Below are 25,062 nucleotides of genomic sequence, written 5' to 3' on the forward strand. Positions count from 1 at the left end.
AACGCTATGGTGCGAAATATGACGGCTAATATGACGGGCAAAGAAAAGGCCAGCATCGCTGGCCTTCAATATCATCCACCAATTACGAATTAACGTAACAGACTTAAAACACCTTGTGGAACTTGGTTAGCTTGTGCTAATACAGCAGTACCTGCTTGTTGCAGAATCTGACCACGGCTCATGTTAGAAACTTCAGTTGCGAAGTCAGCATCTTCAATACGGCTACGTGCTGCGCTCAGATTGTTAACAGAGTTGTTCAGGTTGTTGATGGTAGATTGGAAACGGTTTTGAATCGCACCTAATTTAGAACGGCTTTCATCAACTTTGTTGATAGCGTTATCTAAAACAGCTAGTGCATCATCTTTAACATCTAATCCAGCTTTACCGTCAGTAACCTTAAATTCACCATCTTCAACATCGATAACAGCTTTATCTACATCTGCCCCTGTACCTACTTTCAGTGACGCAACAACTTCAGTACCATCATCTTTCGTTACAACAAATTTGTCCGTAACATCTACGCCATCTTCTTGATATTTACTGATCGCTGTAATACCTGAACCGAAACCAGTTGCACCTGCAATCGCACCATTAGCAGTTGCTGCATCTATTGTAGCACCTTTAGCGGTAGCTTTACCCGCAGCTTTCACATCAAATAATTTATCGCTTGCTACACCTAATTCAGTTGTATCAACCTTATCTAAGTTAAATTTGATAACTTCTTTATCGTTAGTACCCACTTGGATACTCATTTCAGTTTTTTCGCCGCTCAGGACATTAACACCGTTAAACTGTGTTTGTTCAGAAATACGGTCGATTTCAGCTAAACGCTCAGTCACTTCATTTTGGATTGAAGTTAAGTCAGAGTTAGAATTAGTCCCATTTTTAGCTTGAACAGTTAACTCACGGATACGCTGTAAGTTATCGTTGATTTCATTCAATGCACCTTCAGTGGTTTGTGCAATAGAAATACCGTCGTTGGCGTTACGTGCAGCTTGAGTTAAGCCTTTAACGTTTGAAGTAAAACGGTTAGCAATCGCTTGGCCAGCTGCATCGTCTTTTGCGCTGTTGATACGTGAACCAGAAGATAAACGCTCAATTGCAGAACCTAGTACGCCTTGTGAACGGTTTAAATTGTTCTGAGTGGTCAGAGACAAAATGTTAGTGTTGATAACTTGTGCCATGATGTGATCCTTATTATTCAAATTAATGTGTTAAGCCCAAATGCTTAACTTGATGAATTTCGTCAGCAACTAGGTTATCGGCTACAAAAAAGTCCCCTTTAGGCTTTTTAGTGAAAATTTTTCTTTTCACGGGCAGAAATGGCTTTATAACCCGCTTTTTAGCCCTTAATTTTTTAGCAAACAAATTTGTTTTTATTAATTTTCTTATTATTTAATTCCAATAGTAATAATTACCTACTTTTATCTTCTCAGTTCTTGCCATCACTCTTTTTCAGAATAGTCTAAAATTTTGCTCCATTTCGCCGATAACAGTCTAAATAGATTTTATGTTCAAGGTTTATGTCACAGACATAGCGTAGGAGAAAACATGGCAGGAATATCTACACTCGGTATCGGAGCAAACTTAGATTTAAATGTGCAAATGGACCAAATTGAAGCGATGGAACGCCGTCGACTTGATCCATTAACCACCCAAAAAGCCAGTTATGACGCACAAATTAGTGCCTATGGCAAAATGCAGTCATCATTAGAAAAACTGAAAAAAGCGGCGGAAGACTTAAAAAAATACGGCGATATCAGCACCACTAAAGTCACCGGAGAATATAAAGCTTTTGATGTGAAAACTGACGGTAAAGCCGTGGCAGGTGTCCATGATGTACTGGTCACACAACTAGCTAAAGCACAAACTATTGCGACTAAAGGCCATTCTGACAATAAACAATTATTAGGCAGTAATGCTAAAGAACGTACCATTACCATCACTCAACCATCACAAAAAGAAGAAAAAGATAAAATTGTTATCAAACTTGATAACCAAAGTACGTCGTTGATTGAGCTTGCCGATGCAATTAATAAAACTGATAAAGGTGTTACCGCCTCCGTCATTAAAGATAAAAATGAGCAATATCACCTCGTTGTCACATCGAAAAAAGAAGGTACGGATAACCGTATTAGCATCAATGTCGAAGGCGATGATGAGCTTGCTGCAATTTTAAACGTTGAGTCAGAATTAGACGCTGATAAAAATGTAATACTTAAAAACCCGGCTGGCATTGGTATGGAGCAAAAAGTTGCCCCGCAGAATGCTCATTTGACGATTGATGGATTCGAACTTGAGTCTCAAACTAATGAAGCCAAAGATTTATTTCCTGGTTTAACCTTAACGCTAAAAAAAGAAAGTGAAGACAACAAAGCAGATCATTTAATGGTATCCGAAGACATTGAACCCGCAAAAGCGAAAATTAAAGCGTGGGTGGATGCTTATAATGAATTTCAAACTTTAGCGAAAGAACTCACTAAATACACACCAAATGAAAGCGGTACAGCACCAAATAAAACCAATGGGCCACTCATTGGCGATTCAACTTTACGTGTTATTCAAAGTACTATGCGTACTCAAGTACGTTCATCACAAAATAGTGGTGAGATAGATCTACTGAATAAAATGGGAGTTAAACAAAAGGTAGACGGCACGCTAGAAATTGACAATAAAATATTAGATAAAGCGCTTAAAGAAAACCCGTCAAGCGTTAAGGTATTTTTTGCTGGTGACGGCAAAGAAACTGGTTTTGCTACCGAAAACTTTAACTTCTTAAAAGACACTTTAGACAGCAAAGAAGGCACGTTACACAATGCTACCGATGGTATTCAAAAGAAAAAGAAAAGCTTAGACAAACGTATTGAGCAAACTAATAAACAAATCGAAAATACCATGGACATGCACCGTCGACAGTTCCAAAACCTCGACAAAATGATGAGCTCACTCAATAGTACCACTAACTCTTTAGGTCGACTTTTAGGTTAAACATTATGTATCAAAGACACGCACAGCAAGCCTATCAGCAGGTTGATTTGGAAAGTGAAATTACCAATGCGACACCATACCAGTTGATCCAGATTCTGTTTAAAGGGGCGCTTAGTGCCCTGAAACGCGGTGAGATTTTTATGCAGCAGGGTAAGGTGGCGGAAAAAGGTAAAGAAATCTCAAAAGCTATCGACATCATTGACACAGGGTTAAAGCAGTCGTTAAATTATGAGGCTGGCGGCGAGCTTGCTGAAAATTTAGCAAGCTTGTATGAGTATATGACAATGCAGTTACTTCGCGCCAACCTCGAAAACAACGTGGCTTATGTCCAAGAAGTTTACCAATTACTCTCCGATATCGCTTCTGCATGGCAGCAAATCGGTGCAAATGTGGATGAAAGATAATCAGGTGGACAATAAAAATCCTATCGATTTACATGAAATATACCGTAATGTCTTAGTATTGAGTGAAGAGTTAGTTGCCTTAGCGCAATCCGGGGAATGGGAGACATTAGTCTCCCGCGAGACAGAATATGTCCTTGCGGTGGAAAACCTCACCCAGTTGACCCAAGCGTTCGAACAACAACAACCAATCACTGAAGAATTTATTCAGTTATTGCATAAAATTATTGAAAATGAACGTATTACTAAAGAATATTTACAGCAGCATTTAAATTTCTTAAGCAAAGAAATGAAACAATTAGACCAAAAACGGGTACTCAATAATAGCTACGGCCAATTTGATGAGCCAGATACCCCGATTGTCATTCGCCCCATGGAATAAAAACCAGTCCGTGTGTCAGGCCATTAGACCTGACACGCCATTTCGGATATAAATACCAAAAACGACTATTGTTGCTGTTTTAAACGCTGTTGTTTTTTCAGCTTTTTCAATAGCATATTACGTTTTAGTGGTGATAGATGGTCGAGGAACACTTTGCCATGTAAGTGGTCAATTTCATGCTGCATCACAATCGCCAAGAACTCATCAGTATCGACTTCAAACGCTTTGCCATGCCTATCGAATGCTTTAACTTTAACACGCAGAAAACGCGCTACATCCGCATAAATTTCAGGGACTGACAAACACCCTTCTTGGTAGCTAGTTTCCCCTTCACTTTCCACGATTTCAGGGTTCACAAACACCATTGGTTGATCGCGGTTTTCTGAAATATCTATCACCATAATCGACTTGGTTTCAGCAATTTGGGTTGCAGCAAGGCCAATCCCATTATCAGTGCTGTACATGGTATCGATTAAATCGTCAATTAAGGTTTGAACTGCGGCGAAATCCGTCACAGGGCTACATTTAATACGCAGTCTCTCATCAGGGATTTCAATAATTTCTCTTACTGCCATGGTTTAAATCCTATTAATTCAGTCTTTATTCTCAATAATTAAATCTATTGCTCAGCTAAAGTTGCTATATCACCACAATGGCGGCCACAACCACTTAATAAATATAGTAAAAATAGATATTAAGAGTTAAATAGGCTGACACATTAGGTTATTTAGCTATTTTTAAAAGAATAAGTATAAAAAACATTATCGGCTTTTTTATTTACTAACAATATGCAAAAAATGACATCTAGATTGAACGCAATTTATTCAACACCCTATTAATGATAAAGAAAGTGAACAAATTGAGTTAAAATTCCCTGAAAAAACAAAGTATAGTGAAATTTGACAGAAAAATACCATGTTATTTAACAAACTGCATCAAAAATTGGCAAAAAGTGTCATTCTATACATCGTCCTGTTTACACTCTATCAATATTGGTTCACTTATCGCAGCGCTATCCCCTTTAAGCTAAGCTGATATTTTACACCATTGTGCGATGTAATCGATTGCAATTGATCTAAGCGTAAATAATCGCGGATACAAATTGCAACGCTTTATTTATCTCTATACAATGCTCGCCTTTACAAGGGGGCATCCACCTCATTCAAGCAATAATCACCTTATTATTAATAAGTTAACTTGGTGCTATACCCATTAACAGCATCAGGCTATTAAAAAGAACACAAAGCTGAATCGAATCAACTTAGAGCCATACAACCTAGAGATATACTCTACATAACTTAAAGTGCATATTGTGAAATTACTATTTTGTCTTTCGTTAACCACCGCCATTCTCTCTGGTATTTGGGCTTGGGTCGCAGACTCTTTAGGGTTAATTAGCTGGGCTGGTTTTCTTGGCTGTACAGCTTATTTTGCTTATCCAAAAGATGGCGTTAAAGGGCTTGGTATTACTGCTTTAACGGTTAGTAGTGGCGTTATTTGGGGGTTAGTGATCCTCAATAGTGGCCATTATATTCAACATCTACCCAGTTATGTGGGTTATTTTATTACAGGCTTAGTTGCTTTTTTTATGTGTATTCAAGCCAAAAAGCAGTGGCTAGCTTATATACCCGGTACTTTTGTGGGGACATGCACTATTTTTGCAACACAAGGCGCATGGTTAATTACCATTCAATCATTACTTGTTGGCATACTTTTTGGTTTTGCGATGAAAAAGAGTGGGCTTTGGATATCGGATAAATGGTAAAAAAAACCGCCACTCAGGCGGTTTAAACATAAATATAACCAAGGGAATTTCAAACAAATTCAATATTACATTAAACGGGTATAACAGCAACGCTTAACGTAATGATTTAATTAGGAATTACTAATAATCTCCACTAAGTAACCCTACTTAAATCAAAATATTAAATAAACTAAATATTATTAATGAAGCAATTAAAAATCAGATTAATACTCTTTTTTTGACTAAAAAAGATTATGACTTTGAGCAAAAACACCCCAATATCCATTGGGGTGTTTTTCAATATTTCATAATTAAGATTAATCTGCCTTAATTAATAACCATTAATGCTTTAACTGCTAATTAATAACATTAGTTTACTAATTTAATAACCATATACCGCTTATATTTAAATTAAATTTATTATAAAAACGACCAATCAAGTTATTTTTAATATAACCCAAAGTATTAAGGTGTGAATGTTACAACTCCAATAGGGTTGTGTGTTGATTTAGTTGTCAGCCAAATACTAATGTTACCTATAGGTGTTGTGAACCTCTCACTTGTTTTATCGCAAGCCTCACTGTTTTGGCAATTTTGCTTTATCTTAGTGATGAGGTCTGCATTGAAACCATTTTTTTGCAGAAAATCAGCCTCAATATTCAGCTTTTCAGTAAAATTCTGGAAACTGGGATTACGCCCATCAATCCCCGCGAATGTAGAAATAACTTTGACCAGCGCTCCTTTATCAAAGGTGAGTTCATTTGAATAGGACCATTGATTAAAAGGCTTCTGATTTTCAAACTTACAAGTTGTGATATTTTCTTTTGTTTCACAGTTACCATCTTTAACAAAGTTGATACTTTCCATTGACTGCCCCCAAGTTAAGCCAAATGGAGCATCAGGCTTGCTATCACAGCCAACTAATAAAGCTGTAAAAGCCATTGCGACTAAAATTTTTTTCATCATCATGCCTTTTTAGTGATCTATCGTTTGAAAGTAGTAAATGATACTAACAACTGGATACCATAACGCTAAAGAAAAAATACAGTAACAAGTTTACAAACCAACCCGCTATTTATAGGTTAGTTTATAACTTTCATCGATCAACAAGGTAAGCTCGTGCTTATTAAAATCACTATTCAGGTGTACCGTCACCCAGTGCTCCTTGTTCATATGGTATGCAGGGTAAACACCTTTATTTAGCCTTAAAGAACCAACTAATTCAGGGGCAGCTTTCAGGTTTATAATGTCAATTATCTTACCCCCTCCACCTTCATATAATTTATTTGCTGGAATACTCATCATAACAGCAAACCACTTTGAGTTGTTTGTATGCCGAAAAACAAGGTATTTAGGTAGCTTAGCCCATGGGTGCTCAGGAGCTACACCATAATGGCTCTGTATATAATCAATGACCTCGTCTCTCTTCATGTTTTGCCCTCAGCAACTCACTGCAACCATGTTAGATCAGTAAAAATGCAAATTAAAACCAATAAATACCTTGATGCTTTGGAAATAGGGTTATACAACTAGAATACCAATAAGTGCCTAATCTACAGATAAATACAGCTCTCACTTTCTAGATTACTTATTGAATTTTATTAATTATTTTTAAGAATATAGTCTAGTTAACTTTGATAACGTTACTCTTGCTGTTAAAAACTTACAAAAAGAAACATATTTTTAACTATGTATTCATAAGCTAACTAAAGAAGCGGTATAGTGAACACCAATGTTAATCTCATTTAATACATTCCTTTCGGCTCCTACTCGGAGCCATTTTTTTCTTGATATAATCGTTAACCTAAGCAAACCCGATAGAACACTTCACATAGGACAAAATTAATTTTTTAGCCGTAATCTTATTCACAACTATCACCCCATCTCTTTTGAAAGTCATTCTCTGACATTATTTCACCTTCAAAATCAAATAATGGAAAAGAATACACGCATGAGCCCTGCTTACTTGCGGCCACTTGGACGATAAACCGTTTATATTTATAAGGGCTCCCATCCTTAAAAGTAAAAACTTCGCCGCAGACATGACCAATCACTTTATTTTTCATGCTAGTGCCGTTTGAATAAAACGTGACATTTTTAAAACTAGCCGCTTGAGGTTGATACATAAAATCAGCAACCATCGCTTTTGCGCCGTCAATAACGCTCGGGTTTTTACTCACATTCAGAGAAACGCCAAATATAAATGCAAGCAATACCAATAATAGAACACATAAGAAACGCAAAATCTTAGTTAGCACAGCAAATAACCATGAATGAAATACAGGCTCAAAATGTACTCTTTATAACCATCCAGAGCAATAAAAACGCGTATTCATCAGGCAATTACATTAATTGAGTGATTAGGTGACATGGATAAAACTCGCGTAAAGGATAAATGACCAAGCAACGTTAGCTCAAACCTTTACAAAATTATTCTGGTCATTTTTTAACCATAACTATACATTAATATTCTCAGCTGAAGAATGTTAAAAACACTGAGTACATAGAACCAAGCAATAAATTACTCTCGATAGCATACTAATAAGACAGTCTAGTGTATTTAAACCTTGATACCCTGCGATCCCTTAACCCTATTGCAGGGTTCTTTTTATTTCCTGAAATACTCATTTATTTACATCGGCAAAATGAGCCAAAAATGACACTGTTGATATTCTGCTATAATTAAATAAGCACTATCTGATGACTTGTGTTTTTTTACAACGAGAGGAAGAAGATATGTTAAAAAAGATCAGTTTATTCGTATGCTCAATCGCGGTTATATTCTCTTTAACAGCCTGTAATACCACCAAAGGCGTCGGTGAAGATGTCGAGGCTGGAGGCGAAGCGATACAAAGAGCGGCTCAATAGTGACCCAAGGCAGGCTGAATTAGCGTCACTAAAGGCTACTTAATGTAGCCTTTATAATATGAATAGGGTTATTATTTTATTAATTATCTGAAGATCATGCATATATATTATTGGAATTTAATCGCCATATAATAAGTTATCGTAAAAACCTAACCTATTAATGTCAAAAAACCCCGCACTTGGCGAGGTTTTAAATATTGACCTAACTAGCAGCTAATTAGCTTGAGCTTTCATCGCACTTTTGCAAAAAATACATTTTGCACCATGTGGATTACTTACTGAAATATCAAACTGTGAAGTCCGATATTGTGAGCCGCTACAGCAAGGACATTTAAAATAAAAATAAATTTTTATTGTGCCCTTAAAGCGCAACTACATTTGCAGCAGCTGGACCTTTCATACCATTTTCAATGGTAAATGAAACTTGTTGGCCTTCAGCTAAAGATTTGAAGTTATCGCTCTGGATTGCAGAGAAGTGAACAAACACATCTTTACTGCCATCAGCAGGAGTAATAAAACCAAAACCTTTATCATCGTTAAACCATTTTACTGAACCAGTCATTGTATTAGACATAGAATTTCCTTTAATTTTTTAATTTTGCCATAAGGCATATGTGCGGTTTGTTTGGTATTTTTACTTATGGGAATTAATTAGAAGGAATTCGCAATGAAGAGGTATCTGAGATAGCGCTTAATGGTGAACATCTTAAAACTGACTAGCATAAATAGGCCTGTACTTCCAAACCAGTGAACGAATTAGACCACAAATATTTAGAGATAGCAAACTTTATTATACTAACCATTAAATAACTAGCTTTATAAGAGAAGTTTAATGACCAGGGTTTACGGCGCATAGGATAAATATGTTTATTTTATATTCCATCCAATAAAAACCCACTGTAAGCGGGCCTTGTAAGTTTTTTAAATGACTTCAATTAGCTCAAACTCTTCAGCAACTAGCTCCATATCATCAGAAAAACAGCCTTCTCGAGTAAAAAAGTCCTTATGACCCGCTCTCCAAAAATCTAAGCTTAAATCACCCTCACCTTCTTTCCTCGCAAACTCTTCAGTAACTTCATTAAACTTAATTAGTTTTAATGCTGTTGTCCGTATCACACACTTAGGCTCTTTAGCCCCATTAAGGATAATATTGATGCCACCAATTTTAATTAAATCTTCAGATAAATAGGATTTCAATGAACTACATGACGCTGTTTTACGCCCATTAACTACAAGAGCAACTAACTCATCAGCAAGTTCGGGGCTATCACCGAATGACCATACCGATGCATTTGGGTATTTAGTTTTTAATTTATCCAAAGTATTCATTATCAATCTCTCTATATTCTTTATTAGCCTGACAATATATATTTATTATGGTCACTTGTCATACTTGTGGCATATCACTAAACGTCCTAACTATTTCTTCATGAGGTTTTGGTAGATGGATAATAGAACGCAAATCTTTTGGAAAAGAAAGTCAGTGATAATGGAAACTTTAATGAAGGTTATGGAAATGGAGCAAGACTAATCACATGGCTAACGGACAAGCACGTGAAAGAGGCCCGTTCAGGAAAAATTAAAAGGCATTAATAAAGATATAAACCGACAAATCACTCAGGCTGTTAACGCTGGGAGCCGTAAAAATGCCCTCGATAAGCTCACTGGAATGGTTGTGATGACAGCCAAAAATCAAAACGCTATCAAGCACAAGTAACCCACCGCACCAACACTAATGTATAAACATAATAATGGAAACCGCTTTCCCAACACTTTCAGCTAACGTGAAAGGATGCGTAGGGAATAATTGCCCGAAAAATTGAATAGCAACAAATGAAGCTTCCATAAATAACACCTATACAAATCAGAATGCAATCATTTAAACAGAATAAATAATTGTTATCAATCGATAAGTAATGGTTTCCCACATCCAGAGGTAAGCATGAATATTGATAAATACAAATTACGTGTAACCCTAAACGTAAGTACACCATGAACCCCATATTTTAATTGCCTAGCCATAACAATAAAATCAACTCTTCAACCTAAAGTAGAGCTTGAATGGTTAATAATATATATAGTGTGGATAACTGAAAATGATGCCAGCTAAATTGATATTTTGAATAGAAATGCCCCATCACTGCCCCAAGGAAGCAATGACAAGGCAATAAATTCATAATATTAAAGCAGGTAATTAAATCACACTGGCATTGACATAATTTCTTGGTATGCAGCCACCAGCTTATTTCTGACTTGTATGCCCATTTGGAGGCTTAAACTCGCTTTTTGCATATCAACCATCACATCATTCAAAGAAATATCTTGTTTTCCCAACGTAAAGTTTTCAACTTGCTTAGCAGAATCATTACGTGTTTTATTTATTTGATTCACAGAGGCGACCAGATGATCAGCAAAACCGACGGGTTCTATTATAGGTTTTGTTGGGTTCGTTGCCTGAGTTGCCACAACATTTAATTGTGATACAACTCCTTCAATCGCTTGAACTGTCATTTTATTCTCTTCTTATATAGTGTGAATTTTTGTCACAAATTTATTTAGCAAGCTTACCCTACCACACCCTTTTTAACTTGAAGCCGATAAATAACACCTAAATTATAGGCTGATTCCGTCATTAGAACCCTACAAAACAATAAATAATAGCAAAGTGAAAAAGTGACGTTACGAAGAGGGAAATAACATTGTTTCACCAAAAGTATTTTCATCCGTCTAGTAGTCTGCCAAGCAGGGAATATTTATGAGTGCCGCATCTAAAGACACGGGGGAGGCCAAAAAGGGTTTTGCCTCAATAGTTGATCGTATTAAAGCTGATCCTAAAATACCGTTAATGATTGCGGCGGCTGCAGCTGTTTCAATTATTGTTGCCCTACTTCTCTGGTTACGCAGTCCTGACTATCGCGTACTTCTTAGTAACCTTAGTGCTAAAGATGGTGGCGATATTGTCAGCCAATTAACTCAGATGAATGTGCCATATCAAATCGCTGATAATGGTAGCGCCATTTTAGTTCCTGCAGATAAAGTGCATGAATTACGTTTGAAGCTCGCCCAATCTGGTTTACCTAAAGGGGGGAATACTGGCTTTGAATTATTAGATAAAGAACAGTTTGGTATTAGCCAATTTAGTGAACAAATTAACTACCAGCGTGCTTTAGAGGGTGAATTATCTCGCACTATCGAATCGTTGAGCCCCGTGCAAAGTGCGCGTGTACATTTAGCAATCCCAAAACCGACACTATTTGTCCGTGAGCAAAAGTTGCCTACAGCTTCTGTCACGGTAGGTTTATTACCTGGAAGAATGCTCGACGAAGGGCAAATTAGCGCCATTGTGCATATGGTCTCAAGTAGCGTAACAGGATTAACTGCAAGTAATGTAATTATAGTCGACCAAGCGGGACGCTTGCTCACAAATAATGATAACAGCCAGCAATCAGCTAATAGCGCACAAATTAAGATGACCAAAGAGATGGAATCTCATCTCAAACAACGCATTGAAGATATTTTGTCACCATTAGTTGGGCGTGCCAATATTCATGCACAAGTCACCGCGCAAATGGATTTCTCCAAGGTTGAGCAAACCTCCGAAGAATATAAGCCGAACCAAACACCGGACAGCGCCGCTATTCGTTCCCGCCAGAACAGCCAAAGTATGCAAAACAATAATGGCGGCACGGGCGGTGTCCCGGGGGCATTGTCGAATCAACCAGTTAGCGCACCGAATGCGCCAATTGAAACTAACAAAGACAATAAAGACGCACAGCAAACCACCAATAACCGTAATAACACGACTAACTCGCAAAGCGATGAAACCACAAATTACGAAGTAGATCGCAAAATTAGCCATACTCAACGGCAAATTGGCGTCGTTGATAGGCTCTCGGTCGCAGTTATTGTTAATTACCATTCACAAGAAGGCGAAAATGGGCCAGAAATGAAACCATTGCCGCCAGAGATGCTACAGCAAATTGAAGCGTTAACACGAGAAGCGATGGGCTTTTCTTCAGCACGAGGAGACTCAATCAACATCACTAACTCCTTATTTACTGATGATACGCCTGTTGAAGTAGAGCCATCATTACTGTCCAATCCACAGTTGATTACACAACTTTTGGATTACGGAAAAATATTGCTCATCACCCTCATTGCTTGGTTTATGTGGCGCTTCGGTATCAAACCTCAATGGGTTAAATATCGTAAAACACAACAAGCCCAAGTTGATGCTGAAATTTTTGTCGCAACTCAGGCAAAAGCACCGTTCGTGGTAGATGAAGAAATAAACGAAGACATGGATGAGCAAACACGCCGCCGTCTTACTCGCCAGCGTGTTAGTGCAGAGATCCAAAGCCAACGTATACGTGAAATGGCAGAGAAAGACCCACAAGTCGTGGCAATGGTTATCCGTCAGTGGTTAGGAAAATCCCTATGAGTTTAAGTGGAACAGAAAAAAGTGCCGTAATGTTAATGACACTCGGTGAAGATCAGGCTGCGGAAGTATTTAAGCATCTAAACCCTAAAGAAGTTCAACAATTGAGTATGGCGGTGTCTAACATGCGCCAAATCTCCAATAACGAACTTGCGGAAGTGCTAACTGAATTTGAAGAGTCAGCAATTCAATTCGCGGCCTTAAATATCAACACAAATGATTACCTGCGTTCGGTACTGGTCAAAGCATTGGGTGAGGAACGCGCAGCTAGCTTACTTGAAGATATCTTTGAAAAACAAGAAACCACCTCAGGTATCGAAAGCCTCAACTACATGGAGCCACAAACCGTTGCCGATATTATTCGTGATGAACATCCACAGATTATCGCCACAATTTTAGTTCACTTGAAACGTAACCTCGCTGCGGACGTACTTGAATTATTTGAAGAGCGCCAACGCAATGACATTATGCTACGTATCGCTACTTTTGGTGGAGTGCAACCTGCAGCCCTAGCGGAACTGACCGAAGTCTTAAACAACTTATTGGACGGCCAAAACCTCAAACGCAGCAAAATGGGTGGCGTAAGAACAGCAGCAGAAATTATCAACTTAATGAAAAGCCAACAAGAAGAAAGCGTTATCGATGCAATGCGGGATTACGATGGCGAATTGGCTCAACGCATTATTGATGAAATGTTCCTGTTCGAAAACCTTATCGAAGTGGACAACCGCAGTATCCAACGTATTTTGCAAGAAGTGTCAACCGACTCACTGGTCATTGCCCTCAAAGGCAGCAATCAAGCCCTGCGCGACCACTTCCTCAACAATATGGCGGTTCGCGCTGCCGAAATTGTTCGCGACGACTTGGAATCGCGTTCACCGGTTCGCATGTCCCAAGTGGAAAACGAGCAAAAAGCGATCCTGCTTATCGTTCGTCGTTTAGTAGAAAAAGGCGAAATCGCCATCGGTGGTGGAGACGATGTGTATGTCTAATTCAACAACGCCTAACGACCAATGGCAGCCTTGGCAACTGCGTGAGCTTAACCAATGGGATCTTAATTCAACTTTAAATGAAGCTCCTGAGCCAGACGCACCAAAAGTGCCATGCTTAGAGCCGAAAGAAGTCTTAGAGCAAATCAACTTGCTCGATAACATAAAAGAAGATGCGCAGCGTACAGGTTATCAACAAGGCTATGAACAAGGCCAAAAAGAGGGTTATCAAGCCGGGTTTGAACAAGGTTTACGTGCTGGCGAAGAGCAAGGGCGTGAGCAAGCACTTGCTTTGCAACAACCCGTCATTGAGACATGGCAAAAATTGTTATCTGAGTTCAATTATTCTCTTGATACCTTTGATACGGTTGTTACCACAAAGCTGCTACAAATTGCATTAACAGCTGCAAAACAAGTGTTGGGTCAATCTACTGTATGTGATGGTACTGCATTACTTGAGGAAATCAGTAACTTATTACAGCAAAAACCTATTTTTGCGGGTCAACCAGAATTACATGTTAACCCCAATCATTTTGAGTTGATTGAACAGCACCTTGGTTCACTCTTAAATCTGAATGGTTGGCGGTTAGTCGCAGACCCTAAGCTGCATATTGGGGGTTGTCGTGTGGTCGCTGAAGATGGCGAAATCGATATGACCGTCGCAACACGTTGGCAAGAATTGTGCCGTTTATATGCACCGGAGAGCTTTACATGACCGCACGTTTGGGACGCTGGATTGCCTCGCTTGACGATTTTGAATCGCGGATGAAAGGCATTCCGATGGTACGCCGTTATGGCCGCCTAACAAAAATTACGGGCTTAGTCATGGAAGCCGAAGGGATTAAAATGCCCTTAGGGGCAACCTGCTTTATTGAACGCTCCATTAATGGCGGTACAGACGAAGTTGTGTGTGAAGTCGTCGGTTTTAGTGGGCCTAGAATGTTGTTGATGCCATTAGCCGACCTCGAAGGTATCTCCCCAGGTGCTCGTGTCTATGCTCAATCAACGGGGGATGACGGGCAAACCAGCCGCTTACTCCCTATTGGTAATGAACTATTAGGGCGAGTGCTTGATGCACAAGGCACCCCATTAGATGGCAAAGGCCCACTCGAAGTTAAAGCGCGAGCCCCATTAATCACACCCCCCATTAATCCTCTTGAACGCACACCAATCAGTAGTGTGCTCGATGTCGGTGTACGAGCAATCAACGCGTTATTGACTGTGGGTAGAGGGCAACGCATGGGCCTGTTTGCTGGCTCAGGCGTAGGAAAAAGTGTATTACTTGGCATGATGGCACGCTTTACCCAAGCCGATATCATCGTCGTTGGGCTGATTGGGGAACGTGGCCGTGAAGTTAAAGATTTTATTGAAAATATTTTAGGCACTGACGGTTTAAAACGTGCAGTGGTGGTTGCTGCACCTGCTGATGTTTCCCCCCTCTTACGTATGCAAGGTGCATCTTATGCCACGCGTATCGCCGAATATTTCCGCGATCAAGGCCTCAGCGTGTTGCTGATCATGGATTCCCTTACTCGCTACAGTATGGCTCAACGCGAAATCGCCTTAGCCGTCGGTGAACCACCAGCAACGAAAGGCTACCCCCCTTCTGTTTTTGCCAAGCTACCCGCACTCGTTGAGCGCGCAGGTAATGGCAAGAATGGCGGCTCGATCACCGCTTTTTATACCGTATTAACAGAAGGCGATGACCAGCAAGACCCGATCGCAGATTCTGCTCGCGCCATTCTTGATGGTCACATTGTGCTTTCTCGTTCTTTAGCAGAGTCAGGGCACTACCCAGCTATTGACATTGAAGCGTCCATTAGCCGTGCAATGACTGAACTGATCCCAAAAGAACATTACCGAAAAATTCAGCGTTTTAAACAACTCACCTCTAGCTATCAACGCAACCGCGATTTAATCAACGTGGGGGCTTATGCAATGGGAAGTGACCCAATGCTGGATACTGCAATTCAATATTACCCACGTATGTCTAAGTTTTTACAGCAAGATATTGATGAACGTTGTGATTACCAAACTGCTTGCGAGCAATTACAGCAAGTGGTACCTAGCGAGTAACGAGGGGATAAATGGCCAATAACAATGCCTTAACGACATTACTCAGTTTAGCCGTAGAAGCCTCCGAAGAGGCAGCAAAGGTGTTAGCGCAAGTACGCCAAACTCATACACAAATGGCGCAACAATTAACCATGCTGGAGAATTATCAAACCGAATATCGGCAAACATTAAACCAGACATTGCACAGCGGAATGGCCTCCGATAAATGGCAAAATTACCAGCAATTTCTCGTCACGTTAGAGCTAACCATTGAACAACAGCAGCAACAACTTAATTTGTGGGAACAAAAAGTGGATGAGGCTAATCGTCATTGGCAAGAAAAACAACAACGGGTCAATGCGTTTGATACTTTGATACAACGCGCTGAACACACCGAACATCAACGTCAAAATCGTATAGAGCAAAAACAAATGGATGAATTTGCCCAACGAGCGACTTTACGGAGACCACAATAAATGGACATCAACGCGACTATCGTACCTGTTGCACCGCCAGCAAAGACCATAAAAAGTGCTAATGAACAGCAAAATGGCCCCAAGGATGACGAAAACCAAGCTCCCGCATTACCATTTCAAGCGCTACTTGATAACCAACAACCCGCGCCCAAAAATACGGCTGTAAACACGGCCGTTGATGAACAAGCGCTGAATAAAGAAATTGTCGCCGATAAGTTAGCGGTTTCAGATAAAACAAGCGCGTCTCCGGCAAGCAAAACACCCACTCATGGTGAGAACACCCTTGAGCAGCTTAATTTCACCCGCAATCTTAGAGGTGACGGCGTACAAACCGCTCTACAATCTGAGCTGTTAGTCGGGGAAAATTCAAGCGAACAACCTTGGCTCAATAATTTAAAGTTATCGCTTTCTAGTCAAATACATCCATCAGCTAATGGGCAACTTGCCGCTGAGTCGCTCCCTAAGTTAGGCGCGTTTAACCAAAAGATGCAGCAACTAAATGGTGACCTTGAAGATATCACACTAACTAGTGACAAACTGCTAGATAAGAGCCAATTAGTGCTTGATGAACAAGAAGATAAACCGGCAATAACGGCGTTTATTAAAAACGAAAAGGATGAGCGTCGCGATCAGCCCCTTTTACCTTTAGATAATCAACGTGACGTTCGTAGTAAAAACCTGACAGCGGATTTTATGCCATTAAATAAAAAAGTGAGCGATAAAGAGCCGCAGTCTGGCCTACCCACTTTTTCGACTGATATGCTTGGTTCAAACGGGAAAGGTGCTTTTGTCACACAAAGCGAAACGAGTGCCTTTACCACGGCCACAACACACCAGACATCAACTCAACCAATTAGCATGATGCCAACAACCTCTGTCGCACAAGCCTCTGCAATGAACGCTCCGACCGCAGCGCCAACCTTGCATCTCACTAGCCAATTAGGCAGCGAAGCTTGGCAACAACAGTTAAGCCAACACATGTTATTTTTCTCCCGACAAGGTGTTTCTCAGGCGCAAATTCGCTTACATCCTGAAGAGTTAGGCTCACTCAATGTGCATTTACGCATTGAAGATAACCAAGCCGTCATGCACTTTGTTTCGCCTCACAGCCATGTTCGCGCCACGATGGAGTCCATGATGCCTGTATTACGTAATGCGCTACAAGAAAGTGGCATTCACTTAGCTCAAGGCTCTGTGGGGCAAGATAACTTGGGTAACTCATCAGATAATCAACAGCACAACACGCATCAACATGATGGCCATATTCAAGCTACTCATGCAACGGTCGGTGCCGTTGGTATCAGTGAAGCGAAAGCTTCTGTTGCCGCTCAAAAGTCGGTATCTAGGCAAGGTGGGATTAACACTTTTGCATAATAAGTAAACGAAATGCGGTAATTTCCTAGCTAAAGCGCCGAGTTACCGCCTTTTTGTTTCGTTTTTCACTCCTTTAACTCTTAGCAATCAAGCGATAATGCTAGAGATCATAAAGTAAAAAACCCATTTGGGTTTAGCATCCAAGAAACAGGAATTCAGCTAACATGTCGTCACGCAAAGAATCAAAAAGTTCTCATAAAGGGTTGATCATTCTGCTTGCCCTTATTGCCTTAGCAGGGGCTGGTTTTGGTGGTTACACCTGGTGGACGACACAGCAAAACACTCAAACGGCTAGTGAAGAAGAAAAACGTCCGAACATGCCACAACCCATTTTTATGGAGTTAGAGCCATTTACCGTGAATTTAGCCGGTGCTGATAATGGCCCTGATCGTGTGCTCTATATTCATATAACCTTGCGACTTGCAAATGAAAAATCTCGTAAACAACTTCATGAATATCTCCCTGAAGTACGTAGTCGCTTACTACTATTACTATCAGAACAAAAATCAAAAAATATTGAAGTTCATGAAGGCAAGTTGCAGCTAATGAAAGACATTAAGCAAACACTCACCCCTACCCTGATCCCGGGGGATACCGATCAGGATATTTCTGATGTGTTATTTACTACTTTTATTCTGCGGTAATATTCATGAGCGATAATATTTTATCTCAGGCTGAAATTGATGCGCTTCTTAATGATGATGCGCCTTCAAACGATACGCCGGTGCCAGAGAATCAAGGAAAAGATAATATTCGCCCTTACGACCCAAATACGCAACGTCGGGTCATCAGGGAGCGAATGCAGTCTCTTGAAATCATTAACGAACGTTTTGCGCGCCAATTCCGTATGGGGTTATTCAATATGTTACGCCGTAGTCCGGATATCACGGTGGGCGGAATTAAAATTGAACCTTATCACGAGTTTGCTCGTAACTTACCAGTACCAACCAACCTAAATTTAATTCACATGCCACCATTGCGGGGCACTGCGCTCTTTACCTTTGAGCCTGCTCTCGTTTATATCGCGGTTGATAATCTATTTGGGGGAGACGGTCGTTTTCCTGTTCGTCAGGAAGGTAAAGAATTTACCAATACTGAGCAACGGATTATTAACCGAATGTTGAAGTTAGCATTAGGGGCTTATCGCGATGCTTGGAGACCAATAGCGGATATAGAAGTGGAGTATGTACGCTCCGAAATCCAAGTTAAATTTACTAATATCACCACATCACCAAATGACATTGTGGTAACCACGCCATTTTTAGTTGAGATAGGCAATACGGTTGGTGAATTTAGTATTTGTATTCCCATTGCCATGATTGAACCATTGCGTGAGCGTTTAATTAACCCACCAATGGAACAAGGGCACCAAGAAAATGAAACTTGGGTGACAAATCTCGTCACACAAGTAAAACGTTCTGAACTTGAATTGGTTGCCAATTTTGTTGACATTCCAATGCGAATTTCTCGCTTACTGCAACTGCAAAAAGGGGATGTGCTCCCTATTGAGAAGCCTGACCGCCTCATTGTCAATGTTGATGGCGTTCCTGTACTAACCAGTCAATACGGAACTCAAAATGGCCAATATGCGTTGCGTGTAGAACATTTGATTAACCCTGTTTTAAACACTCTAGATGAGGAAAGTACCAATGAGTGAGGCGAAGAACTCTCCTGATGCATCAACCAATCACGCTAGTGAAGACCTATGGGCTGAAGCGCTGGAACAGCAAAAAAAAGCGGAATCCGCCTCAGCTGGTGCACAGGCTTTTGATAACCTTGATGGGCAGAATCCATTAAATCAGTTGTCCGACATCGATATGATTATGGATATCCCAGTTCGCCTATCCGTTGAGCTAGGGCGTACTAAAATGACCATCAAAAAATTACTCAGTTTGTCTCAAGGCTCTGTCGTTTCTCTCGATGGTTTAGCTGGCGAGCCATTAGACATTTTAATTAACGGTTATTTAATCGCTCAAGGGGAAGTCGTCGTCGTTTCAGATAATTATGGTATTCGCATTACAGATATCATTACGCCATCCGAACGTATGCGCCGCTTAAGCCGTTAATAGACAATATGAGTCACTGAAAATGGCAATAACCAACCAAGCTGAACAGGCACCAGCATCCGTGCCTTTTTTGTCAACTAGCGTTCCTTCCAGTGAATTGAATGCGCCAGCTATCGACCATAGTAATAGCTTAACGCAAATTTCAGGCTCATTGGGGGTCATTATTTTATTGATTCTGATTGGCGCTTGGTTGGTTAAAAAATTGGGTTTTGCCCCGAAGAAAATGGGGAAAGAGCAAATTGTGAAAGTGACAAGCAGTTGCTCATTAGGCAATAAAGAACGGGTTGTCGTGGTTGAAGTCAATAATGAGTGTTTAGTATTAGGTGTGACAGCTCAAAATATTAGCCTGTTACATCAATACCCTGCACAAAATAAAACCACTGTATCTTCAGTTATTGAGCCCCTTACGTTCCAATCCGTATTAAAGAAAAAACAAGATGCGGCGGATCATGCGGCATCAGTAACACCTTTGTATAAGTAATTGGAAGCACACATGTTACCACGTAAATCCCTACTGATGATTGCTGTGCTTCTATTTGCATTGCCAAGTTCTGCATCAGCAGCACTCCCTGCCGTTATCAGCCATAGTTTAGCCGATGGAGGCCAAACTTGGTCATTACCCGTTCAAACCTTACTATTTTTAACCCTGTTAGGCTTTATACCCGCCTTACTCTTAATGATGACCAGTTTTACACGCATCATTATTGTTCTCGGTTTATTACGAAATGCCTTAGGGACACCCTCTGCACCACCAAACCAAGTATTATTAGGTTTAGCGTTGTTTTTGACCTTTTTCGTTATGTCCCCCGTTGCCGACCAAGTTTATCGTGAAGCATACCAACCCTTTAGCGAAGATAAAATCAGCCTTGAAGTCGCACTAGAAAAAGGGACTGCCCCGTTAAGGACCTTTATGTTAGGGCAAACTCGCGAATCCGATTTAGCGCTTTTTGCTCGTATTGCCAAAGTGGGGGAGATTCAAGAGGCGAAGGATGTTCCTTTACGGATCCTCGTTCCCGCATTTATCACCAGTGAATTAAAAACGGCATTCCAAATCGGCTTTACCATTTTTATTCCATTTTTAATCATAGACTTGGTTGTTGCTAGCGTGTTAATGGCCTTAGGGATGATGATGGTTCCACCGGCAACCGTTTCACTTCCCTTTAAATTAATGCTGTTTGTATTAGTCGATGGCTGGCAATTATTACTTGGTTCATTATCGCAAAGCTTTTTTAATTAGGAGTAACGATGACACCTGAATCTGTCATGGCAATGGGCACTGAAGCAATGAAAATTGCCTTAATGCTAGCGGCTCCATTATTACTGGCGGCACTAGCCGCAGGGTTGATTATTAGCTTACTGCAAGCCGCAACACAGGTTAACGAAATGACCTTATCTTTTATCCCTAAAATTTTGTCAGTCATTTCAGTGATCATCATTGCGGGGCCTTGGATGCTCAACCTACTAACCGACTATATGCGAACGTTGCTTAGTAATTTACCCTTTATTATTGGCTAACAATGTTAACCATTACCAGTGAAACGCTCACGCTCTGGTTGAGCCAAGGTTTTTACCCTTTCATACGCCTTTTGGCGCTGCTCGGAACAGCGCCCTTTTTTAATGAAAAACAAGCCATTACCAAGGTTCGAGTTGCCCTTGCTTTTTTTGTCGTGTTGATTGTTTCCCCGCAACTTCCCGTGGTAAATATTCCCCTATTTTCTGCAATGGGGTTATGGGTCATTGTGCAACAGATTGTGATTGGTGTGGCGATGGGTTTAACCATGCAAATCGCCTTTGCCGCAGTTCGCCATGCAGGAGAAGTCATTGGTTTGCAAATGGGGTTATCTTTCGCGACCTTTTTTGACCCAACCGGTGGGCCCAATATGCCTATTTTAGGGCGCATCTTCAATGTGATTACTATTTTATTGTTTCTCGCCTTCGATGGCCATTTATGGTTAATTTATATTATCGTCAATTCATTTGAATTGATCCCCATTCAAACAGCCCCACTGAATAGAGACGGTTTTTGGGTATTTGTTCAATTTGCCAATACCTTATTTATTAATGGGTTAATGTTAGCGCTGCCTTTTATTACATTGTTTTTAATTCTCAACCTTGCGCTCGGTATCCTAAACCGTATGACCCCACAACTGTCCGTATTTGTGGTAGGTTTCCCCCTCACCTTAACTATAGGTATCAGTATGTTAGGGGTAATTATCTCCATCCTTCCCCGATATACTGAACGCCTTATCCACCAAGCTTTTGAGCAATTGTCATTGATGTTTAATTTGTTTATTTGAGTCGTGATGTTTGTATTTTTTAATTAAATGCAGGTTTATAAAATTATTTATAAAATCGAATGATGATTGAAAACCAATAACAATTTATTTCAAACTCAAAGCTCATAACCCCTCCTAGTTATCCCTATTATTATCTGGTTATCCGATCTATTTTTCAGGAATTTATCTCTAATCAAAATCTGCCTTTGTGGCAGTAATATAATACCCGTTCTATATTTCATTTCTAAGCTATCGAATGATAGATACGTATTATATTTGATATTAAATTTAACTTAAGATAAAGATGGTATAACTACTTATTTCACAAAAAACTAGCTTTAACTCACATTTATTTTTTTCACCAATTAGAGAATCTAGATATCTATTCTTTAATATTCTTCTCTAAACTGCCTATATGGCAGTAAACTTAAGTTGATAAATTAAGCTCTTTAATCCACTTTTCTGAGCTGCCTATACGGCAGTGAACGCAAAGCTCGCAGAAGATGCGGCGAAGTCTATCTTTCTAAGCTGCCTATACGGCAGTGAACTGATATTTCATTCGAAGAATCACAGCGCCGTATTTCTAAGCTGCCTATACGGCAGTGAACTTTTAGATCCTTTTTCCGGCAGCGGTTCAACATTTCTAAGCTGCCTATACGGCAGTGAACCTAGCTATTTCCGGTGTTCGTTTAGGCGCTGTTTTCTAAGCTGCCTATACGGCAGTGAACATACCATGTCGCCCCGATTTGCCGTGATTTAATTTCTAAGCTGCCTATACGGCAGTGAACTTTGGTTTGATGAAGAAAAGGATGGTATTTACTTTCTAAGCTGCCTATACGGCAGTGAACATTCTTCCAAATTCAACAGGTACATTAATGCATTTCTAAGCTGCCTATACGGCAGTGAACTATTAGAGCTAAAAGCGTAGTGAATGGCGGCCTTTCTAAGCTGCCTATACGGCAGTGAACACATACAATGTGAGTTCCAAACTAGTGAGCTCTTTCTAAGCTGCCTATACGGCAGTGAACACCGACGGATCAATCTTTAAGGTCACTGACTCTTTCTAAGCTGCCTATACGGCAGTGAACCATCAAGAATGTATACATCTGATTTTTATAAATTTCTAAGCTGCCTATACGGCAGTGAACTTTCTCTTGTGAAATGGCATTTAAAAGCAATTTTTCTAAGCTGCCTATACGGCAGTGAACTATGCAATTTAATATAATAATCATGCTATAACAATTAGTTAAGGGTATTTATTATAAAATACCCTTTAATTTATAAATAATTATAACATACTGATTTAAAAGTTATTTTTTAAAGAGCAAAAAATAATGGTTAAAAATGAGGAACCGTTGCAACCAACGTTTGGTCATTTGAAAGCTGGCTTAAACCATAGCAATTAAACATCCCAGCTTGCATTTGTATTGCTATCACTTTTTCAATAAAAAGTGGAAAAGGCCGGCTTCCGGTTTTCTCATTCTTTGCATGTAAACTTGTAACCCAAATAAACGGTAAACGGTTATTGGCTTTCGGCCGACTTTTAGATAACACTTCCAAGCACTGCGCCACTGACTGACCTGATTTTTCAGACCATAAACGTGCCTTTTGCTGCATATCGGCTTCTATCCGGTTTTGACCTTTTACATGTCGTCGAATATAACTGACAGGAACACTTTGCTCTGGCACGGTTTGAATAGATTTAATATGAGCGTAATCCATTAACCTTGCTAACCACTTCGGTAAATTTAGCTGCTCAAGTTCCTCTGGTGTTTTAGCATGCAAACGGATTTTTCTACCTAAGCGAAAACCAACGCTACCATATTCAGGAAATGCAACAGCAATAGCGCTTTGGCCTTCAGCCGTTTGGTTATCTGCCAGCGCAATATGAATTTGCTGGTAAACTTTCTGCCACAAAAAATCCACTGAAACGGTTGAGTCAGGTAATAAAGTGACCTCCTGATAATAATTCATATTTCACCTTATTTATCACTTTCACCAAACACACCGCCACGCACTAAAACTGCCATCACATAATGCTCATCTTCAATACGTGATAATTTTTCACCGCGAGCCCATTTATCGAATAGGGTATAGAAGTCTTGGTTATCTTTTGGCGTTCGAAAAGCGGTACCTAAATTCGTCACTGCGCCATAAGGCTCAATTGCGATAGCCCCTGCACCACTTTCAGTTCCATACGCGGGGTACCACGTGTCAATGGAGCGCAAAGCATTACCAATTTTTTGTGAATGCATCGCAGCATGCCCATTCACATGATATAAAATTTTGCTTTTATCCCCTTTGCCTTTATCCATCACCAGCTCTTCACTTGGGTAAACTTCTTGTGCTTTGCCTAGTTGAGAGTAAGTGGTAATTTCTAATAATAATGCACCTTGAGGGTGAGCTAAAGCGGTAGCAATTTTCTCACCTAATTGAGCCACTTTTTCATCTTGAGTATCAAATTGGTGAATACTATATTGTGTGGCGTCAAAAACCCATTCCATTGATTGCCCTTTATTAAGTACTTTGACAACCACTTCGATATGTTCGGCACCTACTCGGTTACGCCATAAAAAGCGCCCATTAGCGACATTCTGCGCATAACGATAACCTAATTCACGAAAGCCTTCTTTTTCAATATAACCTTTTGCTGCTTGCACATAACCTTTTTTAAATAACACGTTATTACACGCAGAAGGTGTCTCAACTCCACCAAGTATTTTTAAGGTGAATTGATGAACTAAAGTATCTTGCTCAGTTCCTAACGCACAGGCATCGACTGTTTGTAAGTTGGCTTTTTCCACCTCAGAGTTTAGCTTTAAAGGATCATTTTTTACCGCACCTTTTAAGCGATTGGAAATAGTACCCCGTACCGATTTTTCTTGTAATGATAAAGGGGTAAAATGCGATTTATTTTCCCAACAAGTACCATAAAAATAACCATCAGATGGAACCAATTTTTTTTCAAATGCTAAAACAGATGCAACATCATTATTCTTCGCCAT

General features: G+C 40.0%; 28 protein-coding genes, 1 pseudogene and 1 CRISPR repeat array. Of the genes and pseudogenes, 18 read left to right on the forward strand and 11 right to left on the reverse strand.

Translation table 11 applies throughout. The annotated features are described in order from the left end of the window. Positions 1–89: 89 nt before the first annotated feature. Complete coding sequence (locus ABE954_RS13575) at positions 90–1,184, reverse strand: FliC/FljB family flagellin (protein WP_166686875.1); 1,095 nt, start codon at positions 1,182–1,184, stop codon at positions 90–92. Between the two features lie 367 nt (positions 1,185–1,551). On the opposite strand from ABE954_RS13575, the gene fliD reads away from it, so the two are divergent. The 3 genes from fliD to fliT are packed head-to-tail and all read left to right on the forward strand — an operon-like array spanning position 1,552 to position 3,771. Further along, positions 1,552–2,988 (forward strand): flagellar filament capping protein FliD, encoded by a 1,437-nt coding sequence (gene fliD, locus ABE954_RS13580; RefSeq protein ID WP_129465790.1) that lies wholly within the window; start codon positions 1,552–1,554, stop codon positions 2,986–2,988. 5 nt (positions 2,989–2,993) lie between these two features. Beyond that, the gene (fliS, locus tag ABE954_RS13585; protein WP_004909969.1) at positions 2,994–3,392 is read left to right on the forward strand and encodes a flagellar export chaperone FliS; all 399 of its coding nucleotides are present in this window, start codon (positions 2,994–2,996) and stop codon (positions 3,390–3,392) included. Beyond that, a complete protein-coding gene (fliT, locus tag ABE954_RS13590) occupies positions 3,382–3,771 on the forward strand; it encodes a flagellar protein FliT (protein WP_042844217.1) in 390 nt (129 codons plus the stop codon). The genes fliS and fliT overlap by 11 nt, the downstream gene beginning before the upstream one ends. Positions 3,772–3,836: 65 nt before the next feature. Here the strand turns inward: fliT and def are convergent, their stop codons facing one another. Further along, positions 3,837–4,346, reverse strand: coding sequence for a peptide deformylase (gene def, locus ABE954_RS13595; RefSeq protein ID WP_042844218.1), 510 nt, complete (start codon positions 4,344–4,346; stop codon positions 3,837–3,839). Between the two features lie 737 nt (positions 4,347–5,083). On the opposite strand from def, the gene ABE954_RS13600 reads away from it, so the two are divergent. Then, positions 5,084–5,536, forward strand: coding sequence for a DUF1097 domain-containing protein (locus ABE954_RS13600; protein WP_042844220.1), 453 nt, complete (start codon positions 5,084–5,086; stop codon positions 5,534–5,536). Positions 5,537–5,980: 444 nt separating this feature from the next. On the opposite strand, the gene ABE954_RS13605 is transcribed toward ABE954_RS13600, so the two are convergent. The 3 genes from ABE954_RS13605 to ABE954_RS13615 all read right to left on the reverse strand — a co-directional run bounded on the left by ABE954_RS13605 (position 5,981) and on the right by ABE954_RS13615 (position 7,695). Continuing rightward, entirely contained in the window at positions 5,981–6,478 is a 498-nt protein-coding gene (locus ABE954_RS13605; protein ID WP_210787178.1) for a hypothetical protein, read from the reverse strand. Positions 6,479–6,586: 108 nt separating this feature from the next. Then, on the reverse strand, positions 6,587–6,946 hold the full coding sequence (locus ABE954_RS13610) for an MmcQ/YjbR family DNA-binding protein (RefSeq protein ID WP_042844222.1): 360 nt from the start codon (positions 6,944–6,946) through the stop codon (positions 6,587–6,589). A gap of 431 nt (positions 6,947–7,377) precedes the next feature. Beyond that, positions 7,378–7,695: a hypothetical protein gene (locus tag ABE954_RS13615; protein ID WP_129465787.1), complete on the reverse strand. Its 318-nt coding sequence runs from the start codon at positions 7,693–7,695 to the stop codon at positions 7,378–7,380. A 556-nt stretch (positions 7,696–8,251) separates the two neighbouring features. On the opposite strand from ABE954_RS13615, the gene ABE954_RS13620 reads away from it, so the two are divergent. Then, a complete protein-coding gene (locus tag ABE954_RS13620; RefSeq protein WP_048606810.1) occupies positions 8,252–8,383 on the forward strand; it encodes an entericidin A/B family lipoprotein in 132 nt (43 codons plus the stop codon). Between the two features lie 231 nt (positions 8,384–8,614). On the opposite strand, the pseudogene ABE954_RS13625 reads toward ABE954_RS13620, so the two are convergent. The 4 genes and pseudogenes from ABE954_RS13625 to fliE form a co-directional block, all read right to left on the reverse strand. Further along, positions 8,615–8,737: pseudogene (locus tag ABE954_RS13625) on the reverse strand (cold-shock protein); the annotation flags it as partial. A 7-nt stretch (positions 8,738–8,744) separates the two neighbouring features. Then, entirely contained in the window at positions 8,745–8,957 is a 213-nt protein-coding gene (gene cspA / locus ABE954_RS13630) for an RNA chaperone/antiterminator CspA (RefSeq protein ID WP_042844225.1), read from the reverse strand. A 347-nt stretch (positions 8,958–9,304) separates the two neighbouring features. Next, positions 9,305–9,712 carry an ASCH domain-containing protein gene (locus tag ABE954_RS13635; RefSeq protein WP_042844226.1) on the reverse strand — a complete coding sequence of 136 codons (408 nt, stop codon included), beginning with the start codon at positions 9,710–9,712 and terminating at the stop codon, positions 9,305–9,307. A gap of 870 nt (positions 9,713–10,582) precedes the next feature. Then, positions 10,583–10,894, reverse strand: a complete 312-nt coding sequence (fliE, locus tag ABE954_RS13640; RefSeq protein ID WP_042844236.1) for a flagellar hook-basal body complex protein FliE — start codon at positions 10,892–10,894, stop codon at positions 10,583–10,585. A 244-nt stretch (positions 10,895–11,138) separates the two neighbouring features. Between fliE and fliF the strand changes: the two genes are divergently transcribed. From fliF to fliR, 13 genes are all read left to right on the forward strand, one after another. Further along, positions 11,139–12,824: a flagellar basal-body MS-ring/collar protein FliF gene (gene fliF / locus ABE954_RS13645; RefSeq protein WP_131679923.1), complete on the forward strand. Its 1,686-nt coding sequence runs from the start codon at positions 11,139–11,141 to the stop codon at positions 12,822–12,824. Next, complete coding sequence (gene fliG / locus ABE954_RS13650; RefSeq protein WP_042844239.1) at positions 12,821–13,813, forward strand: flagellar motor switch protein FliG; 993 nt, start codon at positions 12,821–12,823, stop codon at positions 13,811–13,813. The genes fliF and fliG overlap by 4 nt, the downstream gene beginning before the upstream one ends. After that, on the forward strand, positions 13,806–14,525 hold the full coding sequence (gene fliH, locus ABE954_RS13655) for a flagellar assembly protein FliH (protein WP_042844240.1): 720 nt from the start codon (positions 13,806–13,808) through the stop codon (positions 14,523–14,525). The genes fliG and fliH overlap by 8 nt, the downstream gene beginning before the upstream one ends. Next, the gene (gene fliI, locus ABE954_RS13660) at positions 14,522–15,886 is read left to right on the forward strand and encodes a flagellar protein export ATPase FliI (RefSeq protein ID WP_129465775.1); all 1,365 of its coding nucleotides are present in this window, start codon (positions 14,522–14,524) and stop codon (positions 15,884–15,886) included. Before fliH ends, fliI begins: the two co-directional genes overlap by 4 nt. An 11-nt stretch (positions 15,887–15,897) precedes the next feature. Then, complete coding sequence (gene fliJ, locus ABE954_RS13665) at positions 15,898–16,341, forward strand: flagellar export protein FliJ (protein ID WP_042844242.1); 444 nt, start codon at positions 15,898–15,900, stop codon at positions 16,339–16,341. Continuing rightward, the gene (locus ABE954_RS13670; RefSeq protein ID WP_371025484.1) at positions 16,342–17,715 is read left to right on the forward strand and encodes a flagellar hook-length control protein FliK; all 1,374 of its coding nucleotides are present in this window, start codon (positions 16,342–16,344) and stop codon (positions 17,713–17,715) included. Between the two features lie 164 nt (positions 17,716–17,879). Continuing rightward, a complete protein-coding gene (gene fliL, locus ABE954_RS13675) occupies positions 17,880–18,359 on the forward strand; it encodes a flagellar basal body-associated protein FliL (protein WP_042844245.1) in 480 nt (159 codons plus the stop codon). A gap of 5 nt (positions 18,360–18,364) precedes the next feature. Beyond that, a complete protein-coding gene (gene fliM, locus ABE954_RS13680; RefSeq protein WP_042844246.1) occupies positions 18,365–19,372 on the forward strand; it encodes a flagellar motor switch protein FliM in 1,008 nt (335 codons plus the stop codon). Beyond that, complete coding sequence (fliN, locus tag ABE954_RS13685) at positions 19,365–19,781, forward strand: flagellar motor switch protein FliN (protein WP_042844248.1); 417 nt, start codon at positions 19,365–19,367, stop codon at positions 19,779–19,781. Before fliM ends, fliN begins: the two co-directional genes overlap by 8 nt. A 22-nt stretch (positions 19,782–19,803) precedes the next feature. Further along, a complete protein-coding gene (fliO, locus tag ABE954_RS13690) occupies positions 19,804–20,262 on the forward strand; it encodes a flagellar biosynthetic protein FliO (RefSeq protein WP_129465773.1) in 459 nt (152 codons plus the stop codon). 36 nt (positions 20,263–20,298) lie between these two features. Further along, positions 20,299–21,018 (forward strand): flagellar type III secretion system pore protein FliP, encoded by a 720-nt coding sequence (gene fliP / locus ABE954_RS13695; RefSeq protein ID WP_173424801.1) that lies wholly within the window; start codon positions 20,299–20,301, stop codon positions 21,016–21,018. Positions 21,019–21,026: 8 nt separating this feature from the next. Beyond that, positions 21,027–21,296, forward strand: a complete 270-nt coding sequence (gene fliQ / locus ABE954_RS13700) for a flagellar biosynthesis protein FliQ (RefSeq protein WP_042844250.1) — start codon at positions 21,027–21,029, stop codon at positions 21,294–21,296. A gap of 2 nt (positions 21,297–21,298) precedes the next feature. Continuing rightward, entirely contained in the window at positions 21,299–22,078 is a 780-nt protein-coding gene (gene fliR / locus ABE954_RS13705; RefSeq protein ID WP_042844251.1) for a flagellar biosynthetic protein FliR, read from the forward strand. 378 nt (positions 22,079–22,456) lie between these two features. Beyond that, positions 22,457–23,265: a CRISPR direct-repeat array (repeat unit 28 nt; unit sequence TTTCTAAGCTGCCTATACGGCAGTGAAC). Between the two features lie 130 nt (positions 23,266–23,395). On the opposite strand, the gene cas6f is transcribed toward fliR, so the two are convergent. Both cas6f and csy3 read right to left on the reverse strand, forming a co-directional pair. Beyond that, positions 23,396–24,031 (reverse strand): type I-F CRISPR-associated endoribonuclease Cas6/Csy4, encoded by a 636-nt coding sequence (gene cas6f / locus ABE954_RS13710; RefSeq protein WP_042844252.1) that lies wholly within the window; start codon positions 24,029–24,031, stop codon positions 23,396–23,398. Between the two features lie 8 nt (positions 24,032–24,039). Further along, complete coding sequence (gene csy3 / locus ABE954_RS13715; protein ID WP_042844253.1) at positions 24,040–25,062, reverse strand: type I-F CRISPR-associated protein Csy3; 1,023 nt, start codon at positions 25,060–25,062, stop codon at positions 24,040–24,042.

The sequence above is a fragment of the Providencia sp. TYF-12 genome (assembly GCF_041344805.1).
Classification (GTDB): Bacteria; Pseudomonadota; Gammaproteobacteria; order Enterobacterales; family Enterobacteriaceae; genus Providencia; species Providencia huashanensis.